Here is a 15,250-nt window from a genome sequence, read left to right on the forward strand (position 1 = left end):
GCTGGCGAAAAACTCAGCGCCCCAACAACCGCGCCAGGCCGACACTCATCGGCGTCTGAGCCGGGCAGGAAAACCGCTCCAGCAGTCGCTGATTGTTCGCCCGCGAATGGCGGATATCACCCGAACGCGCAGGCCCGTAGCTCACTGGCGGCAGTTCACCGACCGCCACTTTCAACGCTTCCAGCATTTGCTTGAGCGTGGTCGCCTGGTTCCAGCCGACATTGACCGCGCCGACTTCAATCTGCGGTTTTTCGATGGCTTGCACCAGCACGTCGACCAGATCTTCGACGTAAACAAAATCCCGCGTCTGCTCGCCATCGCCAAACACGGTGATCGGCAGGCCGTTTTGCGCGCGCTCGCTGAAAATGCTGATCACCCCGGAGTACGGCGAGGACGGATCCTGGCGCGGGCCGAAGATGTTGAAGAAGCGGAAAATCACCGGTTCCAGCGCATGTTGGCGACGGTAGAAATCGAAGTAATGTTCACTGGCCAACTTGTCCGACGCATACGGCGTCAGCGGTTCCTTGGGCGTGTCTTCGTCGATCGACTGGCCTTCGCCATTGTTGCCGTAGACCGCTGCGCTGGAGGCAAACAGCACACGTTTGACGCCGCTCTGGCGCATGGCTTCGCAGACATTCAGCGAACCGATGAAATTGCTCTGGTGAGTCTTCACCGGATCATCCACCGAAGCCTGCACCGACGCCACGGCTGCCAGGTGCGCGACCGCACTGCAACCGGCCATTGCGCGAGCGACCAGGGCGGCATCGGCGACGTCGCCGACTATCAGCTCGACGCGAGGATTATCCAGCGCCAGGTTGCTGCGTTTGCCGGTGGACAGGTCGTCGAGAATCCGTACCGTATGGCCCTTGGCGAGCAAGGCGTCGGTCAGGTGCGAGCCAATGAAACCCGCGCCGCCGGTGATTAAAACAGGGCCGTCAGCCATGGCGATAGAACCTGTCCAGTAAGCCAGGGAGTGCCGCACGCCAGGCGCGGGGCTTGATCCCGAAGGTGTGAAGGATTTTCTTGCAGGCCAGCACCGCATGTTGCGGCTCTTCGGCAGCGTCCGGGCGTGCGGCGTGAGCCTGGGCGGTCGGCGCTTCGATGGCCAGCGGATGCAGTGCGCGGGCTTCGGTGAGAATCGCCTGCCCCAGCGCCAGCGGCGTGGTCGCCTCGTGCCCGGCGTAGTGATAGGTGCCCCACAGTGGCGCCGCGCAATCGAGTTGCTTGAGCACCGAAATGATCACCCGGGCCGCGTCGTCGACCGGCGTCGGGTTGCCGCGACGGTCATCGGCCATCAACAGTTCTTCCGGTTTTTCGGCACGGGACAGGAAACGCCCGAGGGTACCGTCGGGGCTGTCGTCGAGCAGCCAGCCGAACCGCAGCAGCACATGCTGCGGGCAGGTCGCGCGCACGCTTTGCTCGATGCGCCACAAGGCCTGACCACGCAGGCCCAGCGGCACCGGCTCGTCTTTTTCGCTGTAGGCGGTCGCCCGCGAGCCATCGAACACCCGATAGCTCGAGGGTTGCAGCAGAACGATGTTGTGATGCTGGCACAGTTCGGCCAGACGCTCGATTGCACGCTCTTGCCCGGCCAGTCGCGATTCGCTGACCGTCTCCGCCTGGAACCAGTCGAAGTAGTAGGCGAGGTTGATCAACGCGTCCGGGCGCGTGTCGTCGAGCAGTTGCGTCAGGCTCGCGGCATCCCAGCCGTCTTGCGGTGGGCGGGGGGCGAGGAAACCGATGTCTTCCTCCGCACCGAGGCGAATCAGCGCCTGCCCAAGGGCATTTCCGCCGCCCAGTAACATAAGGCGCATTCGCATAGAGTCAGCAGGCCCAGTCTGATTGGATCAATGGCTTTATCGGCACCGCTCGCGGGCAGTGCCGTCGATAGTTGCCGGAATCGTTGCATTTTGCGGGTTTAGTGCGCAACCGTCATCCGTAAAGTGTAGATCTCCGGGATTTGTGGTGCTGCTGATGGCCTCTTCGCGGGCAAGCCTCGCTCCTACAAGGCCACGCGTGAAACCTGTAGGAGCGAGCGGGCGGCGATCCGACTTGCCCGCGAAGAGGCCCTGAAGGCCAGCAGAGATCCCGAGCGGTACTTGCATCTTCCTCACCCCGCCCGCATAAATTACTCCATGAATCTGCCCATCCCCACGGACGCGGCCATGGCAGGCTTCCACCCCGCCGTCAGCGCCTGGTTCAGCAACACCTTCCCGACGGTCACCGCCGCCCAGGCCCGGGCGTGGCCGCTGATCCGTCAGCACCGTTCGACCCTGATCGCCGCGCCCACCGGCTCCGGCAAAACCCTCACCGCGTTTCTCGCCGTCATCGACGATCTGGTTCACCGTGGCCTGGAAACCGCAGACGGGCTGCCCAACGAAACACTGGTGGTCTACGTCTCGCCGCTCAAAGCCTTGTCCAACGACATCCAGATCAACCTGCAAAACCCGCTGGCCGGCATCACTGAACAGTTACGTGCGCTGGGCCTGCCCGAGTTGCAGATCAACACCGCCGTGCGCACCGGCGACACGCCGCAAAAAGAACGCTCAGCGATGCGCAAGACCGCGCCGCACATTCTGGTGACCACCCCGGAGTCCCTTTACGTGCTGCTCGGCTCTGACTCCGGCCGGCAAATGCTCGGCACCACGCGCACGGTGATCGTCGATGAGATCCACGCCATCGCTGCCAGCAAACGCGGCAGCCATCTGGCCCTGAGTCTGGAGCGTTTGCAGGCGTTATGCGCAGCACCGTTGATGCGCATCGGCCTGTCCGCCACGCAAAAACCCATCGAAGCAGTTTCACGCTTTCTGGTCGGTCGTGATCGCGCATGCGAAATCATCGACATCGGCCACGCCCGTCCAAGGGATCTAGGCATCGAAGTACCGCCGGTGCCGCTGTCGGCGGTGATGGCCAACGATGTGTGGGAATTGGTCTACGACCGCCTCGCCGTCCTCGCCCGCGAACACCGCACCACACTGATTTTCGTCAACACCCGGCGGCTGGCCGAACGCCTGAGCCGGCATTTGAGCGAACGTCTCGGCAAGGAAGCAGTCGCCGCCCACCACGGCAGCTTGGCCAAGGAGTTTCGCCTCGATGCCGAACAGCGCCTCAAGTGCGGCGACCTGCAAGTGCTGATCGCCACGGCGTCGCTGGAACTGGGGATCGACATCGGCGATGTCGATCTGGTCTGTCAGATCTCATCGCCGCGTTCGATTGCCGGATTCCTGCAACGGGTCGGCCGCTCCGGCCACCAGGTCGGCGGCACGCCCAAGGGCCGATTGTTCGCCACCACCCGCGACGATTTGATCGAATGCACCGCCCTGCTCGACTGCGTGCGCCGGGGTGAACTCGATACTTTGCAGATTCCTCAAGCGCCGCTGGACGTACTGGCCCAGCAGATCATCGCCGAGGTCAGTTGCCAGGAATGGCCGGAGCACGCGCTGCTGGAGATGTTCCGCAATGCTTCGCCCTACGCTGACCTCGACGAAACACATTATCAGGCGCTGCTGCAGATGCTCGCCGAAGGCTACAACGGTCGCCAGGGCATCCGCAGCGCGTACCTGCACCGCGACGCCGTGACGCGTACGCTGCGCGGTCGGCGCGGCAGCAAACTGACCGCCGTGACCAGCGGCGGCACCATCCCGGACAACGCCGACTACAACGTGCTGCTGGAACCGCAAGGGCTGAACATCGGCAGCGTCAACGAAGACTTCGCCGTGGAAAGCATCGCCGGTGATGTCTTTCAGTTGGGCAACACCTCGTACCGAATCCTGCGGGTCGAAACCGGCAAGGTCCGGGTCGAAGATGCGCACGGCCAGCCGCCGACCATTCCGTTCTGGCTCGGCGAAGCGCCGGGGCGCAGCGCGGAATTGTCCTTCGCCGTGGCGCGCCTGCAAGCGCAACTCGACGACCTGCTCGGCACCACGCCCGGCAACTTGCAACCAGCCCTCGACTGGCTGACCGAAACCCTCGGCCTGAACCTCGACAGCGCCGGACAACTGGTGGATTACCTCGCCCGCGCACGCCTGACATTGGGCGCCCTGCCCTCGCAGGACACGCTGCTGATGGAGCGCTTTTTCGATGAGTCCGGCGGCACGCAACTGATCATCCACACGCCCTTCGGCAGCCGCATCAACCGCGCCTGGGGCCTGGCCCTGCGCAAGCGTTTCTGCCGCACCTTCAACTTCGAATTGCAGGCCGCTGCCAGCGAAGATGCGATTGTGCTGTCGTTGTCCACCAGCCACAGCTTTGAGCTCGATGAGGTCTGGCGCTACCTGCACAGCAACAGCGCCGAACACCTGCTGACTCAAGCGGTGCTCGATGCGCCGCTGTTCGGCGTGCGCTGGCGCTGGAATGCCGGCGTTGCATTGGCGTTGCCGCGTTACAGCGGCGGGCGCAAAGTCCCCCCGCAGATTCAGCGGATGAAAAGCGAAGACCTGATCGCCAGCGTGTTTCCCGACCAGATCGCCTGCGTGGAAAACCTCGCCGGCGAACGGGAGATTCCCGATCATCCACTGGTGGAACAGACCCTCGACGATTGCCTCCACGAAGCCATGGACTGCGAAGGCTGGCTGACGTTGTTGCGGCGCATGGAACGCGGCGACGTTCGCCTGATCAGCCGCGACCTGCCGGCGCCTTCGCCGCTGGCCGCCGAAATCCTCAGCGCCCGGCCTTACACCTTTCTCGACGACGCGCCGCTGGAAGAGCGCCGCACCCAAGCCGTGCTCAACCGGCGCTGGACCGATCCGCAGTCCACCGACGACCTCGGCGCGCTGGATGCCGAGGCGATTCAAGCGGTGCGCGAAGAGGCCTGGCCGACGCCGACCAATGCCGATGAAATGCACGAGACGTTGATGAGCCTCGCGTGCATCGCCGATGCCGAAGCGCAGGCCAATGCGCAGTGGATTGATTGGTTGAATGCCCTTGCCGAGAGCGGTCGCGCCAGTCGTTTGCAGATCGATGCCGGGCAATTGCTGTGGCTGGCGGTGGAACGGCTGACGTGCCTGCGCGCCATTTATCCACAGGCAAATTTTTCGCCACCGCTGGAGGCGCTACCCGGTTTTGATGAAGCCTGGGAGTCGGACGAAGCGGTGCTGGAAGTCATCCGCGCACGGCTCAGTGCTTTTGGTCCGTTGCCGCTGAGCGCGATTGCCAAACCTCTGGGATTACCTGCGACTCACGTCACCCAGGCACTCGGGCAACTGGAACGCGAAGGGTATGTGCTGCGCGGCCACTTTACCCCCGGCGCCGATCAGGAAGAATGGTGCGAGCGGCATCTGCTGGCGCGAATTCATCGCTACACGGTCAAGCGTCTGCGGCGAGAAATCGAGCCGGTGGCGTTGCAGGATTTCATGCGATTCCTGTTCGACTGGCAGCATCTTTCTGTCTCGACCCAAGGCCAGGGCAATGCGGTGCTGCCCGCCATCGTCGCTCAGTTCGAAGGCTATCCCGCCGCCGCTTCAGCCTGGGACAGCGACATTCTTGCGGCACGGATCAAAGGCTATTCGGCGAGTTGGCTGGATGACCTGTGCCGTAGCGGCAAACTGGTCTGGACCCGCCTGACCGCACACAACAAAAGCGTCAGCACGGCGCTGCGCAGCACGCCGATTGTGTTGCTGCCGCGCAGCCAGGTCGGGTTGTGGAGCGGTCTGACCGAACAGACACCGGTCAGCGACCTGTCACCCAAAACCCAAAAGGTTTACCAAGCCCTCAGCCAACATGGCGCGCTGTTTTTCGATGAGTTGATTCACGAGGCTCATCTGCTGCGCTCGGAGCTGGAAATCGCCTTGCAGGAACTGGTCGGCGCCGGGCTGGTGAACGCCGACAGTTTTGCCGGTTTGCGGGCGCTGATCACGCCGACCAGTAAACGGCAGAATCGCAGCAGCCGACGCGGGCGCGGGGCGTTTATCGGAGGCATGGATGACGCCGGACGCTGGGCCTTGCTTCGACGCGGGGCGCCAGCGCCGGTGGTGGATAACAAACATTCAACGCCGAGCGACACCCTGGAACACATCGCCATGACCTTGCTGCGCCGCTACGGCGTGGTGTTCTGGCGCCTGCTGGAACGCGAAGCAGACTGGTTGCCGAGCTGGCGCGAATTGCTGCGCACGTTCCATCGGCTGGAGGCTCGCGGCGAGATTCGCGGCGGGCGGTTTGTCAGTGGTTTGGCCGGTGAACAGTTCGCCTTGCCCGAGGCGATTCCGTTGCTGCGCGAAGTGCGACGGCGGGCGCATGACGGGAGTCTGATTGCCGTGTGCGGGGTTGATCCGCTGAACCTCGCCGGCACGCTGCTACCCGGTGCGAAAGTGCCGGCGCTGACGAATAATCGGTTGGTGTACCGCGATGGTTTGCCGGTGGCTGCCGAGATCGCTGGCCAGCAGGTTTTCTGGGTGGAATCGACGAGTGAAATACGCAACAAGTTGAATCACCGCAATTCCCTGTAGGAGCGAGGCTTGCCCGCGAATAACGATGACGCGGCCTCCTTGATACACCGCGGCGCGTCCTTCGCGGGCAAGCCTCGCTCCTACAGGTATCTGGTGTACCCGTCAAAGCGATATTTGCGTCCAGGGCAAATATCAAATGCCAATACCTCTATTTTTCCGCACAACCCAATCCCCGACACTGCGCTCCATCAATCAACCCACCGGAGTTGCAGCCATGCCCATTGCCTTGCTCGCGCTGACCCTCAGCGCCTTCGCCATCGGGACGACCGAGTTCGTCATCGTTGGCCTGTTACCCACTATCGGCGCCGACCTAGGCGTCAGCCTGCCGTCCGCCGGCCTGCTGGTCAGCCTCTATGCCCTGGGCGTTGCCATCGGTGCCCCGGTGCTGACCGCCCTCACCGGCAAAGTCCCGCGCAAAATGCTGCTGTTGTCGCTGATGGTGCTGTTCACCCTTGGCAACCTGCTGGCGTGGAAAGCACCGAGCTACGAATCGCTGATCATTGCGCGAATCGTCACCGGCCTGGCCCACGGGGTGTTTTTCTCGATTGGCTCGACCATCGCCACCAGCCTGGTGCCGAAGGAAAAAGCCGCCAGCGCGATTGCGATCATGTTCACCGGCCTGACGGTGGCGCTGGTCACCGGCGTACCGTTGGGGACGTTCATCGGTCAGCATTTCGGCTGGCGTGAAACTTTCCTCGCTGTCTCTGCTTTGGGTGTGATTGCGTTCATCGGCAGCCTGCTCTACGTGCCGAAAAACATCACCCACAGCAAACCGGCTTCGCTGCTGGAACAGTTGCAGGTCCTTAAACAACCACGCCTGCTGCTGGTGTATGCCATGACGGCAGTCGGTTACGGCGGTTCGTTCATCGCCTTCACGTTCCTAGCGCCGATTCTTCAAGACATCTCTGGTTTCAGCGCCGGCACCGTCAGCCTGGTGTTGCTGGTGTACGGCATCTCGGTGGCTGTCGGTAATATCTGGGGCGGCAAACTGGCCGACAAACGCGGCCCGATCAAAGCCCTGAAAATCATCTTCGCCCTGCTCGCTGCTGTGTTGTTCGTGCTGACCTTCACCGCCGGCAACCCGTGGCTGGCGCTGGCCACCGTACTGGTCTGGGGCGCGGTCGCTTTCGGCAACGTGCCGGGCTTGCAGGTGTATGTGGTGCGTCAGGCCGAACATCACACGCCGAATGCGGTGGACGTGGCTTCCGGCCTGAACATCGCGGCGTTCAACCTCGGCATTGCCGGTGGCGCGTGGGGCGGTGGTTTGATCGTCGCCCACATGGGCCTGATCCATACCGCGTGGATCGGTGGTCTGGTGGTGTTGGTGGCGCTGGCGCTGACTGCATGGAGCGGTCGCCTCGATCGCCTCGGCCCGGTCTACGCTGAACCGGCTGAAGGCTCGACCCGCATCGTCGCCGGTCACTGATTACCCTTGTAGGAGCCGGCAAGCCGGCTCCTACAGGTTTAGCCCTCCTACCGTCTGTAGTCCCGTCGAAACTTTCTCGCTTGCCCCGCAGTCATCAAAAGACAGGGGCAACCGGGGACCCTCGGACGGGAGGCGACATGGCGGCGATTCACATCGGTATTTCAGCTTGGCGCTTCTTTGCCTCCGGCGAGCCTGCGGCACAAGGTGTGTTGCCATGAACCGCGCCGAGCAGTTCAACCCCTACGATGACTCGTCAGGAACCGTGAACGCCGTACGCCGCTTCACCGTGCTGACGGTCAACACGCACAAGGGTTTCACCGCGCTCAACCGGCGTTTCATCCTTCCGGAATTGCGCGAAGCGGTACGCAGCGTGTCCGCCGACGTGGTGTTTTTGCAGGAAGTCCACGGCACCCACGAGCACCATCCCCAGCGTTACAGCAACTGGCCGACGATGCCGCAGTACGAATTCCTCGCCGACACGCTGTGGCCGCAGTTCGCCTACGGACGCAACGCGGTGTACCCGGCAGGCGATCACGGCAATGCGCTGTTGTCGAAATTCCAGATCATTCGCCACGACAACCTCGACGTGTCCATCAGCGGGCACGAAAACCGCGGCATCCTGCATTGCGTATTGCGCTTGCCCGTCGATGGCCCGGAGGTGCACGCGATTTGCGTCCATTTGGGGCTGCGCGAAACCCATCGCAATGAACAGCTGAAGCTGCTGACCCAACGCCTCGCAGAATTGCCGAGCGACGCGCCGGTGATTGTCGCCGGTGACTTCAACGACTGGCGTCAGCGCGCCGATGCAATGCTCAAACCCTGTGGTTTGCGCGAGGTCTTCGCCGAACTCCACGGCAAACCGGCGCGCAGTTTTCCGGCGCGCTTGCCGGCCTTGCGCCTGGACCGCATCTACGTGCGCAACCTCAAGGCCAGCCGTCCGCAAGTCCTGGCGGCGCGGCCCTGGTCCCACCTCTCCGACCATGCACCGCTATCGGTGGAGATCGAGCTATGAGCAGCGCACCGATGGAAAAAACCACCGTGGATCACGTGCCCACCAACCCGCCCGTGCGTGAGCCCGGCGTGGTCGACGTTGAATACGGTTGGCAGGGCAACAACCGGGTGGAACTGCTGGAAAACGGTGAAGAATATTTCCCGCGGGTGTTCGAAGCCATGCGCCAGGCCAAGACTGAAATCCTCCTGGAAACCTTCATCGTTTTCGAGGACAAGGTCGGCGAAGAGCTGCAGCACGTGCTGATCGACGCGGCTCAACGCGGCGTGCGGGTGACCGCCAGTCTCGACGGGTTTGGTTGTGGCGAGTTGAGCACCGATTACCTCACCGCGTTGAGCGAGGCCGGTGTGCACCTGCAAATATTTGACCCGGCACCGAAGCGGCTGGGCATCCGCACCAACTGGTTCCGGCGCCTGCACCGCAAGATCGTGGTGGTCGACGGCACGATTGCGTTCATCGGCGGGATCAACTTTTCCGCCGACCATCTGGCCGACTTCGGCCCCGAGGCCAAACAGGATTACTCGGTTGAAGTGCAAGGCCCGGCGGTGACCGACATTCATCATTTCGCCCTGCTGCAAAGCGGTCGCCCGGCCCGCGCCAAATACTGGTGGCAACGCCGGCGGCAGCGGCGCTCGGAACTGGCGTTCAACGATCACGACGGCCAGGTCCGTTTGGTGTACCGCGACAACGGTGATCATCAAACCGATATCGAAGAGGTTTATCGACATGTCCTTCGCAGCGCCCAGCGTCGCGTGGTGATTGCCAACGCCTATTTCTTTCCCGGTTATCGCTTGCTGCGCGAGATACGCAACGCCGCGCGGCGAGGCGTCGAGGTGCGACTGATCCTGCAAGGCCAGCCGGACATGAGGGTGGCCAAACTGGCGGCGCGCATGACCTATGACTACCTGCTCAAATCCGGGGTGCAGATTCACGAATATTGCGAGCGCCCGCTGCACGGCAAAGTCGCGCTGGTGGACGAAGACTGGAGCACCGTCGGCTCGAGCAACCTCGACCCGCTGAGCCTGGCGATGAACCTGGAAGCCAATGTGCTGATCCGCGATCGCGCCTTCAACCGCGATTTGTTCGAACGCCTCGAGAGGCTGAGCGACAACCACTGCAAAGCCATGTGTGCGGACACATCCCCACGCGGACGGGTCTGGCACATGACCGTCGGTTTTCTGGTGTTTCACTTCCTGCGGCACTTCCCGGCGTGGGCCGGCTGGCTGCCGGCACACAAGCCACGCCTGAAGCCCTTCACCCATCTCGCCGGGGGCGATCACCATGAACCGCGCTGAAACCCATTCGGCGCCTCATGCCGACAGCCCGCACAAGTCGCATTGGAGTCGCTGGAAGAAACCGCTGACGATGCTGTTTTTCCTGGCGTTGATCGTCCTGTTCACGATGCTGGCCCAACGCATCGAATGGAACGAGGTGTTCGACACCCTCGCCGATTTCAAAGTGCGCACGCTGATCATCGCCTCCGGGCTGACGCTGGTGAGTTTTCTGGTGTACGCCTGTTTCGACCTGATTGGCCGCACCTATATTCGTCAGGACCTGACCTGGAAACAGATCCTGCCAGTGGGGATCATCAGCTACGCCTTCAACCTCAACCTGAGTGCCTGGGTCGGCGGCATTGCCATGCGCTATCGGCTTTACTCGCGGCTCGGCGTGAGCAAAAGCAACATCGCAAAAATCCTCGGCCTGAGCCTGGCGACCAACTGGTTCGGCTACATGGTGATTGCCGGCGCGATGTTCAGCAGCGGGCTGGTGCGGATGCCACCGGGCTGGAAACTCAGCAGTGGTGCGTTGCAGGGCGTGGGGGTTTTGTTGCTGTTGGTGAGCGCGGGTTACCTGGTGGCCTGTCAGTATTCCAAGCGGCGGGAGTGGGCGATTCGCGGCGTCGAAATCAACCTGCCGTCCCTGCGCATGGCGGTGCTGCAACTGGCGCTCGGGGCGCTGAACTGGTCACTGATGGCGGCGGTGATTTTCACCCTTCTGCCGAGCAAGCTGGATTATCCGCTGGTGCTTGGCGTGTTGTTGATCAGCGCGATTGCCGGGGTGATTACGCACATTCCGGCGGGGCTCGGGGTGTTGGAGGCGGTGTTTGTGGCGTTGCTGCAGCATGAGGCTTCGCGGGGGAGCCTGGTGGCGGGGTTGCTGGCGTATCGGGCGATTTACTTCATCTTGCCGTTGTTGATTACGTTGGTGATGTATTTGATTGTGGAGGCCAAGGCCAAGTCGCTGCGGATTGCGAAAAAGCCCAAGTGATTGGGTGGTTGTAAGGACGCCTTCGCGGGCAAGCCTCGCTCCTACGGGATTTGCGCGCTTCCTGTAGGAGCGAGGCTTGCCCGCGAAGAATCCACCGCAGCTCTTACGTCGACTGGATAATGCTCAACCGCTCACCCACCACCATCTCGGTAATCCAGTCCACCAGGATCGACGTATACGCCTGCTGCGAAACCGGCTCGCTCAATGCGTGATCGGCGCCGTCGATGATGCGGTGGGTCAGCGAGTGCGTCTGCTGACACGCCGCCCGGTAACTCATGATGGTCGCGTGGGGCACATAGTCGTCAGTCTCGGACTCCACCAGCAGCACATCCCCGGTAAATTGCGAACAGGCATGCAACGCACGATTGCTGTCGGCCCGCACCAGCGTGCTGCGGTAATCACGCAAATCGAGCTTGTCCAGTTCGCGCTTGGGCGCGTGCCATTGCTCATCGCGATACAACGCCGGCACCCGCAGCGCCAGCCAGCGCACGGGGCGCAATGAGGTCAAAATCGCAGCCAGATAACCGCCATAACTGGTGCCGACCACAGCAATCGCTGAGGTGTCGAGCGCAGGGTGCGCGAGCAATCGGTCGTACGCCGCCAGCAGATCTCGCAGGTTGTCTTCGCGGGAAACCCGCGTCAGTGGAATGCCGGTGCCACCGGTGTGCCCGCGCAAGTCGAACGTCAGGCACACGCAGCCCAGACCTGCGATGCCTTTGGCCCGTTCAAGATCACGCTCCTGACTGCCGCCCCAACCGTGCACGAAGAGCACGCCGGGGACCTTCGATTTGGGGCTTAGAAAAGTCCCGCTCATCTGTTCATCGTCGATGTCGATCTGAATGGTTTCGCTTCTAGCCGTCATAGGATTTGACCGTTACGTACTTGAGGAGAAATTCACTGTTGTGCGCCGGACCGCGGTACACCTCGATGGCGTCCGCCGGCAGCGCTTGATCGATGTAGGTTTCTACCGAGGACACACGAATCGCGCTCATCTGCGGGTCGTTGACGAAGCTCTGCAACGCCGCGACTTCGGCGCTGCTGGCACCGCCCATGCGCCAGGACTGCTCAAGCACGCCGCTGCGCTGTGTGCCGTTACTGTCCAGGCCTTGCGCGATGTCGTAGTTGCGCCGCGAGGCATAGAAACCGGGATAGGCCTCGTCCGCCGCACGGTCGAACACCTGCGCTTGGCGGATGGCCAGCCGCACGTCGTCGGGCAGTTGCAGTTCGAGCAGTTCGTCGTAGCCGCCCTGCACCACGAGCAGATTGGAACCGCCATAAACCTGCTCGCCATGACCGTCTGCGGTCAGGTACTGATCACCGCAGTAACTCAGCACTGTGTCGCCGATGAAGCTTTGGCCGACGCTGTGGGTCACCACCTCTGTCAGGTCTTGCTCCAACACCACGCCTTCGGTGAATAGCGCTTTGGCATCGGGTTTGTCGAGGATCGCATCGAATTGGTCGAGGCTCTGGATCACCTCCTGACCGCGTCCGGCGCAGGCATGGATCGGTTTCAGGCGAATCGGTCCGCTATCGAGCAAATACTCCGCCGCAGGGCGCGCATCGTCGAGGGAGAACACGCTGAGCCCCTCGAGCACCACGTTGCGCACCCGTTCGCAAAACAACGGCGACCAGCCGTGCGGCGCAAAAGCGTTTTTGTTGCGCAAGCCGTGGCTGATGGCTTTGGTGCAGATGAAATCATGCTCGACGTAGCCGCCCCACAAATCCTCCGGGCCCTTGACGCCCAATTGTCGCGCGGCCGCAGCGCCGACAATGGTTTGTGTCGGCAGCAGATAAAGATCACGACCGCTGTGGTGTTCGGGATCGTAGCTGCCGCCGAATTTGAACCCGAGAACCTGCGCCAGCCAACGGGCCAATGCGTGATTGGTTTCGACTTCGTGCTGTGGCGCGTCGGGCCGCACCGAATGGGCGACCACCAGTTTCTTGCTGTTTGTTGGGGTCATGCGTCCCCCTTCAATCGGCGCTTGATGAATGTAGTTGTAGGGGTGCAGAGATCAGGCCAACGGCAGCTGATTTGAAATAATCGGCAATTCAATCAGTTGCAGAATCGGTGATGGCACTGGGCCTGTCTCATTCTGCACGACGGCCATTTCGCTCCCGGCATTTTGCACGATCAAAGCCTTGCGCAAATCCAAATGTGGGAGCGGGCTTGCTCGCGAAAGCGGTGGCCCAGCCAGCATCAATGGCGACTGACACGCCGCTTTCGCGAGCAAGCCCGCTCCCACATTTTTAATCTGCGGTGTGGCTTATTGACGGGCTCCGGCGGCGGTCGGCGAAACCCCAAACCGCGTCCGATAATCACTCGGCGCCAGCCCGGTAATTTTCTTGAACGTCGCACGGAAGGCACTCGGGTCCTGATAACCGACGGTCCAGGCAATGTGGTCGATGGTGCCGTTGGTGAACTCCAACATTTCCCGGGCCTTGCCGACCCGCAGGTGCTGGCAGTACTCGGTGGGTTTGAGCCCGGTTGCAGCACGAAATCTGCGCAGGAAAGTACGTTCTTCCAGCCCTGCCCGTTCAGCCATGGTCGCCAGCGACACATCGGTCGCGCCGGTGCTTTGCAGCCAATGCTGAACCTTGAGAATCGAGGCGTCGCCGTGGCTGAGGATCGGTGAAAAGTTGCTGCCACATTCACTCGCACTGTCGCTGTGTTCCACCACCAGAAACCGCGCAGTGCCGGTGGCGATGCTCGGCCCCAGCAATCGGTCGACCAGACGCAAACCCAGCTCGGACCAGGCCATCAACCCGGCGGTGGTGATCAAGTCGCCATCATCGACGATCGGCGTATCGGCCTTGAGCTTGATCGCCGGATAACGCTCGGCGAACGCCTTGGCCGACGTCCAGTGGGTGGTGGCGCTGCGGCCGTCGAGCAGGCCGCTCTCAGCCAATAGAATCGAGCCCACGCAGACGCCGCCGAGGGTTGCGCCTTGTGCGTGCTGCTGACGAATCCAGCGCAGCAAGCCTTGCGGCGCCTGGCCTTCGGAAAAACCGCCAATCGACGGCGGGATCAACACCGCCACCAATGCGCCGTCTGGCGCGGGATGGCTGTCGTAGATGCGCTGGGGTGGTTGATCGCCATCGACCTGCCAATGGCTGACCCGCAACAACGGCAACTGCGCCGCCTGATAGTCGGCGGCAATCCGGTTCGCCACGCCGAACAAGTCTGTCAGCCCGTGCACCGCCGCCATCTGCGCGCCGGGATAAATCAGCACGCCCAGCTCGGCGATTGGCCTTTGTGCGTCCATTGTCAGTTTTCCCCCTTCTATTGTCGGTGCGGCCAATCCTCGGACGGTCCGCCAGAGCCAATACTTCATTCCACACCCACACACACTTCGAGGAAACAGTCATGGCCAAGCAAGCACTCATCGTAGTTGATATCCAAAACGACTACTTCCCCCAGGGCAAGTGGCCGCTGGTCGGCGCCGACGCGGCTGCGGATAACGCCGTACGCCTGCTTAAAGCTTTTCGTGATGCCGGTGATTCGGTGGTGCACATTCGCCACGAGTTCACTTCCGACGAAGCGCCCTTCTTCACCCCGGGTTCCGAAGGCGCGAAGCTGCATCCCAAAGTCCTGAACCGCGCCGACGAGCCGGTGGTGCTCAAGCACTTCGTCAACTCGTTCCGCGAAACTGAATTGCAGTCAATTCTCGACGAGCAGGGTATCAAGGAGTTGGTGGTGGTTGGCAGCATGAGTCACATGTGCGTCGATGGCATTACCCGTGCGGCCGCCGACATGGGTTATGCCGTCACTGTCATTCATGACGCCTGTGCCTCGCGGGATTTGGATTTCAACGGACTTACGGTTCCGGCTGCCCATGTTCATGCCGCGTTCATGTCGGCGTTGGGGTTTGCCTATGCTCGTGTGGTGTCTACTGGCGAGTTTCTGGCTGGTTGAGGTGAGGTGAGGTGAGTACATATCCGTTGCTGCGGTAACGGCTGCTATTGGTTTCGCTCTTACAGCGAGTCACTTGGAAAAGCCCCAAGTAACCAAGGGCTCTTGCCCCTTTCGTTCGGTGGCTCGCCTAGGCTCGCCATGCCCTCGCTCCGGTCCTGCTCCGTGGGCCCGCCGCCATCGGCCATCCATGG

At 62.2% G+C, this 15,250-nt stretch carries 11 protein-coding genes; 6 read left to right on the forward strand and 5 right to left on the reverse strand.

Going from position 1 to position 15,250, the window contains the following annotated elements; genetic code table 11:
• Positions 1 to 13 precede the first annotated feature (13 nt).
• Together ACM6IO_RS21055 and ACM6IO_RS21060 are read right to left on the reverse strand one after the other, a co-directional pair.
• Complete coding sequence (locus ACM6IO_RS21055) at positions 14 to 943, reverse strand: NAD-dependent epimerase/dehydratase family protein (RefSeq protein WP_414912157.1); 930 nt, start codon at positions 941 to 943, stop codon at positions 14 to 16.
• Positions 936 to 1,820, reverse strand: a complete 885-nt coding sequence (locus tag ACM6IO_RS21060; protein ID WP_032829110.1) for a sugar nucleotide-binding protein — start codon at positions 1,818 to 1,820, stop codon at positions 936 to 938. Before ACM6IO_RS21060 ends, ACM6IO_RS21055 begins: the two co-directional genes overlap by 8 nt.
• 315 nt (positions 1,821 to 2,135) lie before the next feature.
• On the opposite strand from ACM6IO_RS21060, the gene ACM6IO_RS21065 reads away from it, so the two are divergent.
• From ACM6IO_RS21065 to ACM6IO_RS21085, 5 genes are all read left to right on the forward strand, one after another.
• Positions 2,136 to 6,443 (forward strand): DEAD/DEAH box helicase, encoded by a 4,308-nt coding sequence (locus tag ACM6IO_RS21065; RefSeq protein WP_414912158.1) that lies wholly within the window; start codon positions 2,136 to 2,138, stop codon positions 6,441 to 6,443.
• Positions 6,444 to 6,657: 214 nt separating this feature from the next.
• Complete coding sequence (locus ACM6IO_RS21070; RefSeq protein ID WP_008044054.1) at positions 6,658 to 7,869, forward strand: MFS transporter; 1,212 nt, start codon at positions 6,658 to 6,660, stop codon at positions 7,867 to 7,869.
• A gap of 214 nt (positions 7,870 to 8,083) precedes the next feature.
• Complete coding sequence (locus ACM6IO_RS21075; RefSeq protein WP_414912159.1) at positions 8,084 to 8,881, forward strand: endonuclease/exonuclease/phosphatase family protein; 798 nt, start codon at positions 8,084 to 8,086, stop codon at positions 8,879 to 8,881.
• Entirely contained in the window at positions 8,878 to 10,173 is a 1,296-nt protein-coding gene (gene clsB, locus ACM6IO_RS21080) for a cardiolipin synthase ClsB (RefSeq protein WP_414912160.1), read from the forward strand. The genes ACM6IO_RS21075 and clsB overlap by 4 nt, the downstream gene beginning before the upstream one ends.
• Positions 10,160 to 11,146 carry a lysylphosphatidylglycerol synthase domain-containing protein gene (locus tag ACM6IO_RS21085; protein ID WP_414912161.1) on the forward strand — a complete coding sequence of 329 codons (987 nt, stop codon included), beginning with the start codon at positions 10,160 to 10,162 and terminating at the stop codon, positions 11,144 to 11,146. The genes clsB and ACM6IO_RS21085 overlap by 14 nt, the downstream gene beginning before the upstream one ends.
• Before the next feature lie 103 nt (positions 11,147 to 11,249).
• Here ACM6IO_RS21085 and ACM6IO_RS21090 read toward each other — a convergent pair whose 3' ends face one another.
• The 3 genes from ACM6IO_RS21090 to ACM6IO_RS21100 all read right to left on the reverse strand — a co-directional run bounded on the left by ACM6IO_RS21090 (position 11,250) and on the right by ACM6IO_RS21100 (position 14,409).
• The gene (locus tag ACM6IO_RS21090; RefSeq protein ID WP_008044043.1) at positions 11,250 to 12,008 is read right to left on the reverse strand and encodes an alpha/beta hydrolase family protein; all 759 of its coding nucleotides are present in this window, start codon (positions 12,006 to 12,008) and stop codon (positions 11,250 to 11,252) included.
• The gene (locus ACM6IO_RS21095; RefSeq protein WP_414912162.1) at positions 11,998 to 13,107 is read right to left on the reverse strand and encodes a DUF3182 family protein; all 1,110 of its coding nucleotides are present in this window, start codon (positions 13,105 to 13,107) and stop codon (positions 11,998 to 12,000) included. Before ACM6IO_RS21095 ends, ACM6IO_RS21090 begins: the two co-directional genes overlap by 11 nt.
• 303 nt (positions 13,108 to 13,410) lie before the next feature.
• Complete coding sequence (locus tag ACM6IO_RS21100) at positions 13,411 to 14,409, reverse strand: GlxA family transcriptional regulator (RefSeq protein ID WP_223415629.1); 999 nt, start codon at positions 14,407 to 14,409, stop codon at positions 13,411 to 13,413.
• Between the two features lie 101 nt (positions 14,410 to 14,510).
• Between ACM6IO_RS21100 and ACM6IO_RS21105 the strand changes: the two genes are divergently transcribed.
• A complete protein-coding gene (locus ACM6IO_RS21105) occupies positions 14,511 to 15,059 on the forward strand; it encodes a cysteine hydrolase family protein (protein WP_414912163.1) in 549 nt (182 codons plus the stop codon).
• Positions 15,060 to 15,250 lie beyond the last annotated feature (191 nt).

Origin of the sequence: Pseudomonas sp. IT-P44 (assembly GCF_949768225.1) — a bacterium.
GTDB lineage: Bacteria > Pseudomonadota > Gammaproteobacteria > Pseudomonadales > Pseudomonadaceae > Aquipseudomonas > Aquipseudomonas migulae.

Bases quoted from the DNA above. Each gene is read 5' to 3' on its own strand.
- ACM6IO_RS21055 (WP_414912157.1), bottom strand. From the start codon at position 943: ATGGCTGACGGCCCTGTTTTAATCACCGGCGGCGCGGGTTTCATTGGC.
- ACM6IO_RS21060 (WP_032829110.1), bottom strand. From the start codon at position 1,820: ATGCGAATGCGCCTTATGTTACTGGGCGGCGGAAATGCCCTTGGGCAG.
- ACM6IO_RS21065 (WP_414912158.1), top strand. From the start codon at position 2,136: ATGAATCTGCCCATCCCCACGGACGCGGCCATGGCAGGCTTCCACCCC.
- ACM6IO_RS21070 (WP_008044054.1), top strand. From the start codon at position 6,658: ATGCCCATTGCCTTGCTCGCGCTGACCCTCAGCGCCTTCGCCATCGGG.
- ACM6IO_RS21075 (WP_414912159.1), top strand. From the start codon at position 8,084: ATGAACCGCGCCGAGCAGTTCAACCCCTACGATGACTCGTCAGGAACC.
- clsB (WP_414912160.1), top strand. From the start codon at position 8,878: ATGAGCAGCGCACCGATGGAAAAAACCACCGTGGATCACGTGCCCACC.
- ACM6IO_RS21085 (WP_414912161.1), top strand. From the start codon at position 10,160: ATGAACCGCGCTGAAACCCATTCGGCGCCTCATGCCGACAGCCCGCAC.
- ACM6IO_RS21090 (WP_008044043.1), bottom strand. From the start codon at position 12,008: ATGACGGCTAGAAGCGAAACCATTCAGATCGACATCGACGATGAACAG.
- ACM6IO_RS21095 (WP_414912162.1), bottom strand. From the start codon at position 13,107: ATGACCCCAACAAACAGCAAGAAACTGGTGGTCGCCCATTCGGTGCGG.
- ACM6IO_RS21100 (WP_223415629.1), bottom strand. From the start codon at position 14,409: ATGGACGCACAAAGGCCAATCGCCGAGCTGGGCGTGCTGATTTATCCC.
- ACM6IO_RS21105 (WP_414912163.1), top strand. From the start codon at position 14,511: ATGGCCAAGCAAGCACTCATCGTAGTTGATATCCAAAACGACTACTTC.